The sequence below is a fragment of the Vallitalea pronyensis genome (assembly GCF_018141445.1).
In the GTDB taxonomy this organism is placed as follows: domain Bacteria; phylum Bacillota; class Clostridia; order Lachnospirales; family Vallitaleaceae; genus Vallitalea; species Vallitalea pronyensis.
In genome coordinates this window covers 2,700,683-2,718,294 of sequence record NZ_CP058649.1, presented here as the reverse complement: position 1 = coordinate 2,718,294, position 17,612 = coordinate 2,700,683, and the positions used below count along the sequence as shown (strand labels likewise).

The 17,612-nt window shown below is 36.5% G+C and carries 10 protein-coding genes and 1 other annotated feature; all 10 genes read right to left on the bottom strand.

Annotated features, from left to right (window positions below; all coding sequences use genetic code 11):
• Window positions 1-35: 35 nt before the first annotated feature.
• The 10 genes from dnaG to HZI73_RS11175 all read right to left on the bottom strand — a co-directional run bounded on the left by dnaG (window position 36) and on the right by HZI73_RS11175 (window position 17,610).
• Window positions 36-1,817, bottom strand: a complete 1,782-nt coding sequence (dnaG, locus tag HZI73_RS11220) for a DNA primase (RefSeq protein ID WP_212698317.1) — start codon at window positions 1,815-1,817, stop codon at window positions 36-38.
• A 241-nt stretch (window positions 1,818-2,058) separates the two neighbouring features.
• Window positions 2,059-3,084 (bottom strand): deoxyguanosinetriphosphate triphosphohydrolase, encoded by a 1,026-nt coding sequence (locus HZI73_RS11215; protein ID WP_212698768.1) that lies wholly within the window; start codon window positions 3,082-3,084, stop codon window positions 2,059-2,061.
• A 304-nt stretch (window positions 3,085-3,388) separates the two neighbouring features.
• Complete coding sequence (gene feoB, locus HZI73_RS11210; RefSeq protein WP_212698316.1) at window positions 3,389-5,365, bottom strand: ferrous iron transport protein B; 1,977 nt, start codon at window positions 5,363-5,365, stop codon at window positions 3,389-3,391.
• Window positions 5,366-5,545: 180 nt separating this feature from the next.
• Complete coding sequence (locus HZI73_RS11205; RefSeq protein ID WP_212698315.1) at window positions 5,546-5,809, bottom strand: FeoA family protein; 264 nt, start codon at window positions 5,807-5,809, stop codon at window positions 5,546-5,548.
• An 86-nt stretch (window positions 5,810-5,895) separates the two neighbouring features.
• On the bottom strand, window positions 5,896-7,326 hold the full coding sequence (locus HZI73_RS11200; protein ID WP_212698314.1) for a DUF445 family protein: 1,431 nt from the start codon (window positions 7,324-7,326) through the stop codon (window positions 5,896-5,898).
• Window positions 7,327-7,602: 276 nt separating this feature from the next.
• A complete protein-coding gene (ppdK, locus tag HZI73_RS11195; protein ID WP_212698313.1) occupies window positions 7,603-10,221 on the bottom strand; it encodes a pyruvate, phosphate dikinase in 2,619 nt (872 codons plus the stop codon).
• A 337-nt stretch (window positions 10,222-10,558) separates the two neighbouring features.
• Entirely contained in the window at window positions 10,559-11,947 is a 1,389-nt protein-coding gene (locus tag HZI73_RS11190; protein ID WP_212698312.1) for a glycine--tRNA ligase, read from the bottom strand.
• A 117-nt stretch (window positions 11,948-12,064) separates the two neighbouring features.
• Window positions 12,065-12,247, bottom strand: a binding site (T-box leader).
• Window positions 12,248-12,429: 182 nt separating this feature from the next.
• The gene (gene recO, locus HZI73_RS11185; protein WP_212698311.1) at window positions 12,430-13,167 is read right to left on the bottom strand and encodes a DNA repair protein RecO; all 738 of its coding nucleotides are present in this window, start codon (window positions 13,165-13,167) and stop codon (window positions 12,430-12,432) included.
• Window positions 13,168-13,511: 344 nt separating this feature from the next.
• Window positions 13,512-14,855: an ABC transporter permease gene (locus HZI73_RS11180; protein ID WP_212698310.1), complete on the bottom strand. Its 1,344-nt coding sequence runs from the start codon at window positions 14,853-14,855 to the stop codon at window positions 13,512-13,514.
• A complete protein-coding gene (locus tag HZI73_RS11175) occupies window positions 14,848-17,610 on the bottom strand; it encodes a COG1361 S-layer family protein (RefSeq protein WP_212698309.1) in 2,763 nt (920 codons plus the stop codon). The genes HZI73_RS11180 and HZI73_RS11175 overlap by 8 nt, the downstream gene beginning before the upstream one ends.
• Window positions 17,611-17,612 lie beyond the last annotated feature (2 nt).

The window sequence follows — 17,612 nt, the reverse complement described above, 5'->3', positions numbered from 1 at the left end:
AACGCAGGATCCACCCTTTCCTTGTGTTTACTAGTCTAACCATCCTTAAGAGAAATATGCAACCCTTGTAATTCTCTTTTGGCTAAAATAAGTTTTTGTAATGCACTAATATCACCCACTACACGTGATTTGGCGTCAATGTTTGCAGATTTTATAAGCTTTATACTATCATTTAAGATTTTTTCTAATTGTATATTGTTATCAAAAGATACTTTTGCATTAAACAAACTTGCTACTTTTGTTTGGTGTTCAAGCTCCATAAATTTGTTAATTAAAGCTGCTTGTTCTATTTTTTCATGACTTTCATAAGCACCATAGATTTCCTCAGCAACTTTTCTATAGATATCATCAAGAAAATCGGATATATCCAGATATTTCTTAACAATCTTATACATATCATAATTATTTGCAACTAAAGTTAATATATTCTTTTGTGCTAATATTATTCCATCTTCTGACTGTTTCTTTCTCTTTTGCTTCTCATTGATAGTATTTTTTATTTTATTTCTAGAAGACACGATGCCCGTATTTTTACCAGTCTCAGCAACCAAACTTTCAAGATGTTGCTGGTTGGTATTATATTTTTTGGCAATCGCTTCTAGATAATTATCGCGTTCAATTTCGCTTTCAAGCTCAAGTATTTTAAGTGCTACATCTTTTTGAAAGCTCGTCCTATTATCCGGGTCATCAAGATTATACTTGCCTGCAATCTCTTCAACCTGAAACATAAAACTAGGTGTTGCCTTTTCTAAGAGTTTGACAAAAGCTTCGCTACCTTTATGCTTAATGTATTCATCAGGATCTTTATAGTCATCGATTCTTAGAACACGTACCGACATATCTTGGGCTTTTAATAATGGTATTGCCCGAAGAGCTGCTTTAACGCCTGCTGCGTCACTATCATAAGCAATAATCACTTGATTGGTGTATCGCTTTAACAAGGATGCCTGCTCAATGGTAAAAGCCGTGCCTAGTGAAGCCACAACATGGGTTATACCTGCCTGGTATAATGCAATAACATCCATATAACCTTCAACAATAATGATACAATCTTTTCTAGCGATACGTGCTAAATTCAAACCGTAGAGGTGCCGTCTTTTATCAAATAATTTTGTCTCTGGAGAATTCAAATACTTAGGTGATGCGTCACCAAGGACCCGTCCACCAAAACCAATCACACGATTATGCACATCAAATATTGGATACATCACACGGTTCCAAAACCGATCAAAAAATTCCCCCGGCTTCTTTTTTTCAGGTATAATTAATCCCGATTGGCTCAACACTTTTTGATCGTATTTCTCACTCAAGTAACGGTAAAGATCATTCCGAAAGATATTGGCATAACCAAGGCCAAACTTTTTCTGTATGTCCGCTGTAATTCCTCTTTTTTCAAGGTATTTTAAAGCAGCTTTTCCTTGTTCTGTTTGCAATTGGTAGTAGAAATACCTTGCAGCTGCCTTATTAATATCAATTAATTGATGTTTCAGGTCCATCTGCTTTTTCATATCATCGGATAATTCAACTGTTGGCAAGGTTATATGTACCTTATCAGCTAAATACTTAACAGCCTCTGTAAATGTAAAATTCTCGTATTCCATAACGAAGGTATACACATTTCCCCCTGCGCCGCAACCAAAACAATAATACATCTGTTTATCGTCGCTGACAGAAAAAGATGGTGTTTTTTCATTATGAAATGGACATAACCCAAAATGACGACTGCCTTTTTTTGTCAGTTGCACATGAGACCCTATAACGTCTATGATATCATTTTGAACTCTAATCTCCTCTATTAACTCTTCTGGATAATACATTCGTCTAACCCGAACTCCTTTAGGTCTGATGCTTTATAAAAGGTTCTTTAATTTTTGCATACCCTAATATTTTTCGACATACTTTTATATATTCCTTTCATGAAATTTAACTTTGTTAAAAACATCAAATAATCCATGAATTTCAGACCATTCATCAGTAATTTGCACAAAAAACTATTATAATAATAGGCTCTGTGTGCTTTAATAGTTGCACTTTTTACAATTTTTAATTTCTTTTTCCTTATTCTTTCCATGCTGCTGGTATAAATAATTTGGTAAATTGCATAATAGAATACCGATCTGTCATACCTGCTACATAATCACAAACAACTCTTTCTGGGGTTTCTGATGCTGCTTCTCCAGTAATCTTCTCTTGATACTCCTCAGGCATAGCATCTTGATGGTCTAAAAAATAAACATATAATTGTTCTAACATATAATACGCTTTTGCTTCATGTTCTTTTGCTTTAGACCCTATATATACATGTTCAAACATGAATTGTCGAAGCATACTCATGGCATCATACATATGGTCACTCATCTTAATATGGTTTTGATCCATACTATTTCTTACAATATCATGAATCATATTATTGATTCTTGCTCTTGAGTTTTCCCCTAATTGAAGAATGTACTCCCTTGGTAAATCATCCTCACATAATATTTTTGCCCGAATAGCGTCATCAATATCATGGTTAATATATGCAATTTTATCTGACAATCTTACAATTTGCCCTTCTAAGGTACTGGGTTTTCCTGATGTGGGATGATTCATGATACCATCTTTTACTTCCCAAGTCAGATTGAGTCCTTTACCTTTTCGTTCCAACTTCTCTACGATTCGAATGCTCTGCTCATTATGTTTAAACCCAAGGGTACACACCTTGTTAAGTGCATATTCACCTGCATGACCAAAGGGTGTATGGCCTAAGTCATGTCCCAAGGCGATGGCTTCCGTTAAATCTTCATTCAACCTCAGCGCGCGTGCTATGGTTCTGGCTATCTGAGCAACTTCTAGGGTATGGGTTAACCTTGTTCGATAATGGTCACCTTCAGGGGATATAAAAACCTGGGTTTTATGCTTCAGTCTACGAAATGCTTTGGAGTGAATGATACGGTCTCTATCCCGTTGATAAGCTGAACGAATATCACATGGTGCTTCGCTATGCTCTCTGCCTCTCGATTGACTACTTCGCATTGCATATTGACTTAACATCTTATCTTCCCACTCTTCTTGTATGGTTCTTAAACATTCCTTCATTCCGATTCCCCTTTCTATCTTAAAATTTTGTCCATATTTCTATGACAACAATTATCCTTCTTACTTAATATATACTCCATAAAAGTCCAAAATCCTCTTAAATACACAACAAAAGGTTGTACTTTGTATACGAAAGAACTTAAAAACCATATAAAGTCGTAAAATGACCTTATCAATTTGTTCTACCCTTAAACATAGGAGCAACAAATGTAACGTGCATCTATTACGACCATATATGGTTTAATTAAACATCCGATTGTCATAGTAAATCCATGACAAAAGACCTTAATCTATGCCATATGATTACTGACTATACAAATAACCTTCCAATCTGATAAACAACCATAGCCACTAACCAAGCTACTGCTAACTGATAAACAAATGAAAAAATCATCCATTTCCAGCTATTCGTTTCTTTTTTAATCACACCAAGTGCCGCTACACATGGTGTATAGAGTAATGAAAACACCATAAAAGCATATGCACTTAGTTGTGTAAAGCCTGCTGCAACCAACTGTGCCATAAACTGTGTTGTATCACCATCACCCATCAAATCACCAATGCCATATATAACAGACATGGTGCTGACGACAATCTCTTTTCCCATGATACCGGCAATTAGAGATAAGGATGCTTGCCAATTGCCAAACCCTAATGGGACAAAAATGGGTGAAATAAACTGACCTATGGATGCGCCAATACTATGGGTTATATCTGTCTTGCCTGATAAGTTAAACGCAAGAATAAACCATATGATAATGGACGCAACAAAAATCACGGTTCCTGCTTTAATCATATAACCTTTTACTTTTTCCCATACATAGATCGCTATGGTTAAAGGTGATGGTTTTTTATAAGCTGGTAATTCCAAAATTAATGGAGCGGTTTCCCCTTTTGATAAGGTTTTCTTAAATATAAGTGCAACAAGTATAGCTATCACAACGCCTAAAAGGTATAAAGAAAAAGCGATAAGTACTTCATTTCCCGGGAAAAAAATTCTTGAAAATAAGATATATATGGGTAATCTTGCACTACATGACATAAATGGTGTAATTAATATAGCAATTAAACGGTCCCGCTCATCTTCAAGGGTCCTAGCCGTCATGATTGCAGGTACAGAACATCCGAATCCAAGAATCATTGGAATAAAAGCTTTACCGCTTAGACCTAACTTACGCATAAATTTATCCATAATAAGGGCAACACGCGCCATGTAGCCACTATCTTCTAATATAGATATTGCCGTAAACAAACAAGCGATATTCGGTAAAAAGATGAGAATACCGCCTACACCACCAATGATACCATCAACAATTAATGAGCTTAACCATTGGGCAGCATCGATACCCACTAACAGTTGACTAACCAGATCGCCAAATGCACCAAAAACAATGTCCAGTAGACCAGCTAAATAATTACCAACCTTGAAGGTAAAAGCAAATACAGCTAACATCATGGCCATAAAAATTGGTAATCCTGCAAAGCGATTGGTTATAACCTTGTCCACCCGGTCAGAAGCTGTTTCGTCATTGTCTGCTGTATGTTCAATGACTTGATGAATAAATCCACTGATGTAATCATATTTCCCTTTAGCTATATCTTCTTCATAATGGCCAATAACCTGAACGTTCAATTTCTTATAGATTTCTTGATCCCGCTCAAGAAGCTTAATAGCGTGCCATCTTAAAGTATCTTGTTTTAGAAGTTTATTACCTAGTTGGGTCGTTAACTTACTAATCTCCATTTCAATTTCTTCACCATAATTCACTTGAATAGGGTCATAGCTTTCTTGCCTTACAGTTTCCAAGATTTCTTGTAACAAATCATCCATGCCAACCTTTTTTGTAGCAATGACTTCAATGACAGGCAGGTTCAATGCTTCCTTTAATTGATCAATGTGGATGATTAATCCTCGATTTTTGGCAACATCCATCATATTAAGTGCAAGGATGACCGGCTTGCCTAACTCAATGAGTTGCAGTGTTAGGTAGAGGTTTCTCTCTAGATTAGAAGCATCTATAATATTAACCACCACATCTGGTGATGCGTCAATGATATACTCTCTGGTTAAGATTTCTTCCATACTATAGGGTGATAAGCTATAAACACCCGGTAAATCCACTAATGTCATTTTGTGCCCTTTATATACAATTGTGCCTTCCTTTTTCTCCACAGTCACTCCTGGCCAATTACCGACCTTATGCTTTGCTCCTGTATAAGCATTGAATAAGGTGGTTTTACCACAATTGGGGTTACCAATGAAGGCTACCTTCATATTTCCACTCATATGCTGTCCCTTTCTTGACATAAAAAAGTTCTACTTCTTTTCCTTGAAATATGTAATGAAATCATTTTATTTTTACACAGTAATAGGAAAGTTCGTTTTCGCCCTTCCCTATTCTTATAAAAAGATATATCTTCTTTTCTAATGACTTAGAACGATATACCTTTAAACGCTATTGATTTTTTAGCCTGCTTGTACGACCGTTTTAAGACCAAGAACCCTGTCGTGTAAACATTCAACCTGAATATGCTCGGTTATTGCCTTGCCTAATGCAACACGAGACCCTCTTACATTCAGAATAAAGGAACCACCTGTATTATTGGATATTACCTTAATTCTTGCACCTTTAGTTAGTCCCATATCTTGAAGTCGTTTCTTCATCTTAGAATTCTGATCAATGTCTTTTACAATAAATGTTTCGCTGTTCACTGCCTGATCCAATGTCATTTTTATCACCTCTAATGATAATGATTATCACTGTAAATAGTATAACGCTAGGCTTAGTAAAAGTCAACCAAAATAGCAAAACAAAATTAGAAAACTAACGTAAATAAGCCGATCAGAAAACCAAGAACGCCGCCTAACCAAGTAATAGCACTCAATTCTTTCTTAGCGATGGTAAGAATGATATCCTCTAACATCTTAAGATCAAATGAATTTAGTTGTTTCTCAATAATTTTAGACAATCTAACGTCTTGGATCAATGTCATCATATGATTCTCTAAGAATCTTCCATATTTAGATAAAATAAATCCATCCATTTGTTTTTTATCTACTTCATTAATAACTATCTCACTGGATAAAGATTTATCTAAGAATTCAGTGACCATATGGGACAACATGTCTTTTGTTTGGGAATCCTCTAATACGGTCTTATACCTAGTTGATAAAGCCGTATATAATTTATCCTCTAACTGGCCATCCATGGCATCATCTATAAGATGATATAAAGCCTTATCCCATACATTGATTGCTTCATACAGATTCATCTGGGTTATAGCCTGAGGTATATAGCTTGCAAGAGCCACCATTAATTGGTGTCTTGAATCATGAGGTAATATATCATCGATGGGTTTATTCAACATATAATCAATTTTTTGACTAACGAATTGACATATACCTAATCGTACATCCTCTTCTTGCAGTTTCTCTTTAGATTTCTCAGCAATGGTCTGATATATGCTCTCAGCATTAACAAACATGGCACCTAGAGCACCTACTTTTTCTTTAATGGTCCCATCTATCAGATCAACAACTTTATCTTTTACCTGTTCATTTTCAAAAACCACATGGACTGAATCCATCATATGCTCAATGTGGTATAAAATGACTTCTTTTAAGTGATGAATAACATCTTCATCCACCATATCGCTTACTGTGCGATCTGGGCTTAACACTTGTGCTAGATAGTTTTGGATAACTTGTTGTAACGACTCATTTCTTATAAGTCCTTGAACTTTTTCGTTAAAGCTCACTTCAGATATGATTTCTTTTGCTTTTACAGCTGTTAAACCTTCACATATTTGTTTAACGAGAGCTTTCACTAACATGGATTTTGTTGGCTCATCTTGTAAGAGTTCAAGCATTTTATCGGTTAAAAGACCTTCCAACTTATGTAACATGGGTCCATTCTCTTTTGAACCAAAAATGCGCTGTAAGTGAATATTTCCAGCTTCATTATAGATATTTTTATTAACAAAACCAAGAAGGTGGTCTTTTGTGGATTCCTTGGATAATTCATCAAGTATGACATGATCTGTAAGTAAATAATCTTCGATTACTTCACCAATGGAACTAGCAACACGTTTACGCTCCTTTGGTATAAGACCTGGTGTAAAAGCTACTTTCATACCTAAAAATCTTTTTTCTGTATAGGGCCTAAAAAGCATTTTAATGGCTAACCAATTGGTTGAATATCCAATAAGGGCTCCGCCTATAGGAATTAAAATTGTTTGTATGTCCATAAGTGCACCTCTTTATTATCGTATTCCTTTACTACTTTCCTCACTCCATTGTTTATTGCTGGCTATATGGAATAAGTGTCTATCTATCACACATTTCTTAGCCAAAGTATTATATAGCTGGTTTTACCAATGCCTATTAAGTCATCAAGGGAGCAAAACCAACTATATAATACCTTCAACTACATAAACAAACTATGCTCTATACATCATGTTATCAACAAATGAAAGGTGTATAGTAAAAAAGCCGTCAGGATTACCTGACGGCTAATCAATTACTTATTTTAAAGCAGCTTGAGCCGCAGCTAAACGAGCAATTGGTACTCTAAATGGTGAACAAGACACATAATTCAATCCTACGTTATGGCAGAATTCAATAGATGCTGGATCGCCACCGTGCTCGCCACAAATACCTAATTTAATATTAGGTCTTGTTGCTTTACCTTTTTCAGCAGCCATTTTTACTAATTGGCCAACACCTGTTTGGTCTAAACGAGCAAATGGATCAGATTCAAATACACCTTTTGTATAGTAATCTTCTAAGAATGCACCTGCATCATCACGAGAGAAACCAAAGGTCATTTGCGTTAAGTCGTTTGTACCAAATGAGAAGAATTCAGCTTCTTCAGCAATGGCATCTGCTGTTAATGCAGCACGAGGAATCTCGATCATTGTTCCTACTGAGTACTTCATATCAATACCAGCAGCAGCAATAGCAGCGTCAGCAGCTTCTACAACAGTCTCTTTTACATATTTTAATTCTTTAATTTCACCAACTAAAGGAATCATGATTTCTGGAACAATATCGTATCCTTTTTCTTGCTTCACTTCGATAGCTGCCTCGATTATTGCTCTTGCTTGCATCTCAGCAATCTCTGGATACGTTACTGCAAGACGACAACCTCTATGACCTAGCATTGGGTTAAACTCATGTAAGGAGTCTACTGTTTCTTTCAATGCTTCAAAAGTGATGCCCATATCAGCAGCTAATGCTTTGATATCAGCTTCTTCGTGAGGTAAGAACTCATGAAGTGGTGGGTCAAGAAGACGTACTGTCATAGGCATACCTTTAAGTGCTTCGTACATGCCTTTGAAGTCACCTTTTTGGATTGGTAACAATTCATTAAGGGCAGCTTTTCTTTCGTCAACTTCTTTAGCAACAATCATTTTTCTCATTTTAGAGATTCTATCTTCTTCAAAGAACATATGCTCAGTACGGCAAAGCCCGATACCTTCAGCACCAAATTCAACAGCGTTTTGTGCATCTCTTGGTGTATCCGCATTGGTTCTTACTTTTAATGTTCTCACTTCGTCAGCCCAAGCCATGAACTTAGCGAAGTCACCAGAAATCTCTGGGTCTACTGTTTTAATATCTTCAAGATACACGTTACCAGTTGAACCGTCTAATGAGATATACTCACCTTCAGCAACAGTTTGTCCAGCAACTGTGAATGTCTTAGCTTCTTCATCAATTTTGATTTCGCCACAGCCAGATACACAACAAGTACCCATACCACGTGCAACAACGGCTGCATGAGAAGTCATACCACCACGTACAGTTAAGATACCTTTTGCAGCATACATACCTTCAATATCTTCTGGAGAAGTTTCTAATCTTACTAAGATAACTCTTTCGCCACGCTTGTTAGCTTCTGCAGCTTCCTCAGCCGTGAAGTAAACTTTACCAGCAGCAGCACCTGGAGATGCAGGTAATCCTTTTGCTACAGATTGAGCAGCTTTAAGAGCAGCTACATCGAAGTTTGGATGAAGTAATTGGTCTAATTGCTTAGGCTCAACTTTCATTAACGCTTCTTTTGGTGTAAGAAGTCCTTCTTCTACTAAATCAACTGCAATTCTAAGTGCAGCAGCAGCTGTTCGCTTACCATTACGTGTTTGTAAGAAATATAATTTACCATTTTCAATGGTGAACTCCATATCTTGCATATCTTTGTAGTGGTTTTCTAAGTTATTAGCGATTTTCATAAACTCAGCGTATGCTTCTGGCATATCTTGCTCAAGTCTTGTTATAGGTTCTGGTGTTCTGATACCAGCAACAACGTCTTCACCTTGTGCATTTAATAAGTACTCACCATAGATACCTGGCTCACCAGTTGCAGGGTTTCTTGTGAAAGCAACACCTGTTCCTGAACCATCACCCATGTTACCGAATACCATTGCTTGAACATTAACGGCAGTACCCCAGTTACCTGGAATATCGTTCATTCTTCTGTAGATGATTGCACGCTCATTATTCCATGAACCGAATACAGCCTCTACAGCAGCCATTAATTGCGCTTTTGGATCTTGAGGGAACTCTTCACCTAATTGCTCCTTATATAAGCCTTTGAATGCAGTGATAACATCTTTTAAATCATCAGCTGTTAAATCAAGATCACTTTCGTAACCTTTCGCTTCTTTAATTTCATCTAAAACTCTTTCGAACTTTGATTTTGGAAGACCTTTAACTACATCAGAGAACATCTGAATAAATCTTCTGTATGAATCGTAAGCAAATCGAGCGTTATCTGTAGCTTTTGCAAAACCTTCTACAGCTACATCATTTAATCCTAGGTTAAGTACTGTGTCCATCATTCCAGGCATAGATACTCTCGCTCCAGAACGTACAGATACTAATAGTGGTTGGTCATTATCGCCAAATTTTTTATCGTTAATTTTTTCAAGCTGTACTAATGCATCTTCAATTTGACCTTTAATCTCTTCTGAAATTGCTTCACCATTATCGTAGTAGTTAATACAAGCTTCTGTTGAAACTGTGAATCCTTGAGGAATTGGAAGTCCAAGCTTAGTCATTTCTGCTAAGTTAGCACCTTTTCCACCAAGAAGGTTTTTCATGGATGCATCAGCTTCGCTAAACATATAAACATATTTCTTGCTCATTAAATATACCTCCTGTAGAATTTTATATTTAAAAGAGGTGGTAAAGACCTCTTTGTTTTTGTATCATTCTAAGTCATACCTTATAAAATGACCAATAATATAACCCATATCAAGATTATCACCAAATAGTCATTTTCTAACATTTATTATTGAGAATATTTGTATAATCCTGTTAAGTAACTGTCTAAAATTGACTGTAGACCTTTAGTCCGACATATATTATATCATAAAATTAAAAAATAAGTACACTTTTTTTATTTTTTTTAAGCCAAAAGGCAGATTTTAACCATTTGAACAATAACCTATGATTTTTCTCTGCCTTTTTGTACATTTTTTCCTAAAATGCCATTTTTTCTTCAAAGTACGCCTGTAAGTCATCTATTTTAATACGTTCTTGCTCCATGGTATCTCTATTTCGAATGGTTACAGCAGCATCTTCTAGTGAATCAAAATCATAGGTTAAGCAGTAAGGTGTGCCTATTTCGTCTTGACGACGATAACGCTTACCAATACTTCCTCGATCATCATAATCCACATTGTAGTACTTACCAAGCTTTGTATACACTTCTTGAGCTTGTTCATTCAGCTTTTTAGAGAGGGGTAATACCGCCACCTGTACAGGTGCTAATGCTGGATGGAAACGAAGTACTGTTCTTGTTTCACCGTTTTCCAGTTCTTCCTCATCATAAGCTTCACATAAAAAGGCCAATGTCACCCGATCTGCACCCAGTGATGGTTCAATACAGTAGGGTACATATTTTTCTTTTTTCTGATCATCAAAATAGGTTAAATCTTGACCCGAATGCTCTGCATGCTGCTTAAGGTCAAAATCAGTACGATCGGCTATTCCCCATAACTCACCCCAGCCAAATGGGAATAAGTATTCAATATCCGATGTAGCATTACTGTAATGGGATAATTCTTCTTCGCTGTGGTCACGCATACGAATGTTATCTTTATGAATACCCAGGGATAGAATCCATTTTTCACAATAATCTTTCCAGTATTTAAACCATTCAAGGTCTGTTCCTGGTTCACAGAAGAATTCTAATTCCATTTGTTCAAATTCTCTTGTACGGAATGTAAAGTTACCTGGTGTAATCTCATTTCTGAATGATTTACCAATCTGTCCAATACCGAATGGAATTTTCTTTCTTGACGTTCTTTGTACATTCTTGAAATTCACAAAAATACCTTGTGCTGTTTCAGGGCGAAGGTATACGGTATTTTTTGCATCCTCTGTTACGCCTTGGAAGGTCTTGAACATTAAATTAAATTGTCTTATATCTGTAAAATCTTGCTTACCACAGGAAGGGCAAACAATACTTTTGTCGTCAATGTATGTTTTCATTTCTTCATTGGACCATGCATCCACAGCATCTTCTATTTCCAGACCGTTATCCTTCATGTAATTCTCAATGAGTTGGTCTGCCCGGAAACGCTCTTTACAACTCTTACAATCCATTAACGGATCATTAAATCCACCCACATGACCAGATGCTACCCAAGCTTGAGGGTTCATTAAAATGGCACAATCAACACCAACATTATATGGGCTTTCTTTAATGAATTTTTGCCACCATGCTTTTTTTACGTTGTTTTTAAGTTCTACACCTAATGGGCCGTAATCCCAAGTGTTAGCCAAACCACCATAGATCTCAGATCCTGGATACACAAATCCTCTTGCTTTTGCTAAAGCAACGACCTTTTCCATTGTCTTTTCCATGCTCATCATCCTTTCATAATAACGATTTTTACTTATACCTAACGACTTGTTACGTATATAAAAGAGAGCAATTAATAACCTTTTTGAAACACAAAAAAAGACATTCCTCTCTCCCAATCAAGGGACGAAAGAACATCTTCCGCGGTTCCACCCTATTTGGTGTGTTTCTAAAACACAACCCACTTCTTTCAATAACTGCTCCAAAGCGCCATTCATTAATTTTATCTTATTCAGCTCCCACCAACCTGAATTCGCTTGAAAGACTTATCATTAATTACTTCTCTTTTTCATCACAGATCTACATCTTAATGATATGCTCCTTATACACCATCTTGTATAAAGATCAAACGCATTTCTGACAAAAAGTATATCAAAACAACGTTTTGATGTCAAGGTATAATTTCATACCACTATTCTATCTTATTCATCTTTAATCAAGGTTGTTCATCCATTAACAAACATAGCGTTTCTATCACATACCTCTATAATTTCAGTAGAAAATTTAGGGATTTAAATTCATGGTCCAGATGATACCCGATAAATCTTATCATGACCCTTTTCAATTCATCCATGATTCCATCATCCACTTTGAAAGTAAACAGCTGTTCAATAGGTGTGGCTAAGATATAATGCAAGGTATATATGGTACTTTCTCTAATGGCAACAGTGGATTTTTGAACAACACCGCAAGTCTTGCATAAAACACCCCCTAGTTGATTACTAAAGGCATCTAACATATCAGTTTTACCACATTCCACACAATGGGTAACACAGGGGGTATAGCCGATATAACTCATGGCTTTTAATTCAAATATGCGCATAATCAGTTCTTGATTAATTTTCCCTTTAACAAGAACTTGCAATGTCTTTAACATCAATTTCATTAAAGCTGTATTGGGATTATTCTCTTCGGATATGTATTCCCCAAACTCCAATACATAGAGGCCATAAGCCAATAGCTCTATCTCATGTCGAATAGCATGAAAGGATTCAATTAACTGCACATGTTTCATGGTATAGGCAGATTTTCCTTTATATAAAACAAAGTCGCCATAAGCAAACAACTGAGAACCAGCCAATAGCATGCTGGTTGTTTTTCTTGCTCCTCTGGCAAAAACAACAATCTTTCCTTTGTCTTTTGTAAGCATCACAAGGCGTTTATCATTTTCACCTACTGGCATTTCACTTACAACAATACCTTTTGTCTTTATATCAGCCATCGTCAAACAACCTTTCATCTATACCCTTTTGCTATATGCACTCTAACATAGCATTATCCTTACTTTCTATACATTATAATCAATTTATGTTCATGTTACAAGTGTAACGTGCATCGATCAGGATGTCATAATAAGCATTTTATACCTTGCCATATGGATTTTACTACAAACATGAGGATGGTTCATCCTCTGATGGACAATTAATTTGTCATTAATCTTGGGAAAAACTGTCAAACAAAGGGTTCTTGCATGAATAAACTTGTCAGGAAATGAAAACGACACCAGACATGTTTTTTATACAACAACCCTTTATTTTATGATTACGTATACCGTTCTTTCTAACATTAATCTGTCTTAATGGCTTCTAGGGCACTTAATCGCATAGCCTTTACAGCAGGCATGTAACCTGAAATAAGCCCGATAAAAGCCGTAAATCCCAGCGCTAATACTATCAGCCATCCAGGAATGATGGATATACTCATTTTGGTCCCTGTTTCCACCATTTCACCCATCATTGCATTGCCTGCCACCAGATTAACAATAGCAGAGATTAGCAAACTAGCAACAATACCGATAACACCTCCAATAAATCCAATGGATGCAGACTCAAACAAGAATAATCCTTTTATATCGCGTAGGGATGCCCCAATAACTTTCATAACACCTATCTCTTTTCGCCGTTCATAGATAGCCATAACCATGGTATTGGTGATGCCGATTGCTGCTACCAAAAGTGATATGCCGCCAATGCCGCCAAACACCATGTTGATAATTTTATTCATGGATTTCGTCTGTTTCAAAATCTCTTCCGAACTGGTTGTTTTAAATCCCATTTTTCTTACTGCTGATTGAACTTTTTTGATATTATTTCGATCAGGTACGTGAAGGAGTACTTCGGTATAGCCTTCATTCTTAGGCATTTTCCCACCATATGCCTGATAATCGGTCATTTTATCATAGTTTTGTTTTAGCTCCTCTAATTGCTTTATGTCCATATAGACATACGGTGATTTCAAATAGTTGGTTGTTGCAAGAACACCAACAGGTGTTATGGGTACTGGTTGAATGCTGCTGTCTTCATTACCAATGGGTTCTTCGCCAAATGACATATACATTGCAGCATCCATTGGATTGAATTTGGGTGGTTTTCTGGCTTCAAAAAATTCATCAAAATCCTCTTCTTCTTCTATTTCTGCAGACTTTTTAAAATCATACAACGTTTCTTTTCCGAACAATACCCCATAACGGTCTTTTTCTGTAAGACTTCTCCCTTGTTTGACCTTATCAAGTCCATATCTTTTAAAAAATGCTAAATTCATTCCCTTAATAAACGTTTGTGTTTTTAATCGGTCGGATGTTATCATATGAACGGTATACGATATAACAGGCGTTGCCCCTTCTACACCATCAATCTTTTCAAATGTCTTAATGTCTTGTGCTGTGATATGGGTCTTTAATTTTTTGTTCGTAAGCTTAGCTGTCTGCTTGGCTACATTAACCGTTACAATGTCAATACTTCCAAATTGATTAAACTGATCATTCATTTGTTTTTGCATACCTATGCCAATGGATACCATGACCACAATGGATATTGTGCCAATAATGATGCCTAATGTGGTCAGAAATGTTCTCAATTTTCTTCGAAGTAGATTCTTAAGCCCCATGGTCATCAGATCAAATTTATTCATGGTCCATCATATCCTTTTTCTTTTTAAACCTTCTTACGCCAATGAATACAATAGCTGCAGCAATGACTACAACGATGATAATGAGTAGGATAGGTACCTTATTACCCTTGGCGTTCAATGGCTCTATGTTCATCATATTACCTTCCTCATCAATCATCCCTTCTGTACCAAAATCAACACCTGCTTCTGCAACGGTGGTTATTTCTTTCTTCACTTCTTCAATTTCACCATTTGGTTTGGTATAGGTAAAAATAATATAACCTGATGCTTTTCCTTCTTCTAAAGGCCATACATCTACTTTATGATAGGTTGTTCTTCCTGATTCAAGGTTACCAATATAACCACGTGTATTACTGGCACCAAAACCTTCCACCAACACCGTAAAATTATCTAAGGTGGTCTTACCTGTATTACTAATCTCCAAATTAAGGGTATGTGGTTCATTAACCGTCATGGTATCCGGTATATTAATATCGCTGGTAATAAAACTGGACTGCTGTATAACTGGTACACTAATAAGCTCTGTTGCTGTGTAAGTTGCGCCTTTATCGTCTTCATATTCAAAATTAACTTTTATGGTATGGGTCTTGGCAGGCGCATAAGGAATGGTGTATAATGTTAACTTTTTATCGACGGATGTTTTGGGTAAAATCTCATCTATAAAAAACGTATTGCTGCTATTAACAGGTGTGAAAACACTCCCTGATTTACTACTGTCTTTGGCTGTATTATCTTCTGCTGTCAAGAACACTTTAATATTCTGGACCTTCTTTGTTTTATGGGTGTTATTGAAGGAAAGGTGCATGTCAAAATTCTGCCCCGCGTTAACAATGGTTGGTTTTGTGGCATAACTGTCTACTATGATGTTTGGTTTTCCTGCTGATTGGTCTTTATTCACATAGATGCCCACATACTGATTGATGGTGGTAAAAGACTGTTCATCTTTGCCCTTTATTTCAATATTTAAAAGATGATTCTGTGTCTTAGCATCCGACGTGGCTTGTAATTGAAAGCTCAGCTGTTTTTTAGCACCTGGAGCTAATGATTGGACTAATTGAACATTCTGGGATACAGGTACAATACTATCTGTGGATTTAACAGAAACGGTCAGGTCCTTGGCTTCAAGTTTACTTTGATTAACCACATCAAAAGATATGCTAAAAGGCTTTGTATCTATTATGGAATGTCTAGGTACTTGAACATGCTTAATAAGAATATTTGCTTTTTTTTGTTCCACTTGAACAAAGATTTCTCGTTCCAACGTACGTTCAACGTGTTGAGCATCACGATAGGTGAGATAAACAGTCAATGGATAGCTTCCTTTAGCGAGCTTCTCAGCAACAAAGATGTTAAACATAACTTTTTCTTCTGCTTTTTCGGGCGTTAATTCTGTAATCACTTGATTGCTCATCCCTTGAGCTAAATTGATGGACTCAGCAGATAATCCTTTTAAGGATACTTTTATATGCTTCATGGTTTCTTTACTGGTATTCTTAACCATAAAGCTTAATTGCCCTTCTTTACCTGCCCCCACGCCAGATGGTATGGTTGTGATGTTGGTGACGTTTAAAGATGCTTCTTTTTTCTTAAGCACTCTTATGTAGACCTCTTTTTCAAAGGTTTGCTCATTATTTTGGCTGTCTTGGTATTTCAGATGTACTTTCAGCGGATAATTCCCCGTTGTCATCTTTTCTGAAGCATAGATATTAAAAGTTACCAGCTTACCATCAATGGTTGGTGACAAACCATATAGACTTTGACTATTGACCCCATTGGCAATTGAAAATCCATCCTGTGATAATCCTTGTAATGAGGCTTCAATGTGCTTAATGGTTCCTATTCCTGCATGGTTGTCAACTAAGAAACTAAATGCTGTCTCTTGACCTGCATAGAGCACATCATCAGTTGTCTTGACATCTTTAATGGCCAATTGGATATCAGGCACACCTTTTTTCACTTTGATGTGTATATCTTGTGTCTTTGTCTTTTCGTCCCCATAGGCATTATAGTATTTGTATCGCAATTGGAATATGTACGTTTTAGCTTTGGTCGCACTTAAGACATGAAGGGAATAGTTTAATGTAAATTTATCTTTTGATTTTATTTCTTTGATGTAATTAACCATACTCATGGTATTACTTTCATAATAAAAATCTTGCCCGCTTGGCGGTACCAATTCTACAGAAATGGTCTTAGCTCGATGGGTATTGAGATTCTGTAACTCTAATGCTAAATTCAGCTTTGAACCAGCTGTCACGGTTGGCATGGTCTGATTGATCACCGTCAGGTCAGGGTTGTATTTTTGTGTATTGGTTGGTGTACTTGGCGTGGTGTCTGCACTTGGCTTGACCATGTCTATGGTGATGCTGTTCACTGCTTGTTTAGGTGTTCCATCATCTTTGTAATCCAGGGTTAACACCATGGTGTTATTCACACCTGAACATTTTAATGGAAGGGTGATGGTGTCTTTACCAGACGTAAGATTCGCAGCGTTAACAGAAATAACAGAACCTGTATTCTTTAGGGTAAAACTTCCTGGATTGATGGTTAATGTAGCATCTGATATGGTGCCGCCACTGATCTTTTTTAAACCAAATGTCAAATTGAATTCTGTCCCTTCCGATATAGGACTCTTATCAACGGAATAGATATCCACAATCATTTCATTGGTATCTGCCGCTTGTGCGTAAAAACCAATCATACTCCATGTGATCATGAATATGCATACCATCATTAATAATTTGCTTTTTTTCATTT

What these genes read in the sequence shown, in the direction of transcription:
- dnaG (WP_212698317.1), bottom strand. Translation starts at nt 1,817, where the DNA reads ATGTATTATCCAGAAGAGTTAATAGAGGAGATTAGAGTTCAAAATGAT.
- HZI73_RS11190 (WP_212698312.1), bottom strand. Translation starts at nt 11,947, where the DNA reads ATGGAAAAGACAATGGAAAAGGTCGTTGCTTTAGCAAAAGCAAGAGGA.
- recO (WP_212698311.1), bottom strand. Translation starts at nt 13,167, where the DNA reads ATGGCTGATATAAAGACAAAAGGTATTGTTGTAAGTGAAATGCCAGTA.
- feoB (WP_212698316.1), bottom strand. Translation starts at nt 5,365, where the DNA reads ATGAGTGGAAATATGAAGGTAGCCTTCATTGGTAACCCCAATTGTGGT.
- HZI73_RS11200 (WP_212698314.1), bottom strand. Translation starts at nt 7,326, where the DNA reads ATGGACATACAAACAATTTTAATTCCTATAGGCGGAGCCCTTATTGGA.
- HZI73_RS11205 (WP_212698315.1), bottom strand. Translation starts at nt 5,809, where the DNA reads ATGACATTGGATCAGGCAGTGAACAGCGAAACATTTATTGTAAAAGAC.
- HZI73_RS11175 (WP_212698309.1), bottom strand. Translation starts at nt 17,610, where the DNA reads ATGAAAAAAAGCAAATTATTAATGATGGTATGCATATTCATGATCACA.
- ppdK (WP_212698313.1), bottom strand. Translation starts at nt 10,221, where the DNA reads ATGAGCAAGAAATATGTTTATATGTTTAGCGAAGCTGATGCATCCATG.
- HZI73_RS11180 (WP_212698310.1), bottom strand. Translation starts at nt 14,855, where the DNA reads ATGAATAAATTTGATCTGATGACCATGGGGCTTAAGAATCTACTTCGA.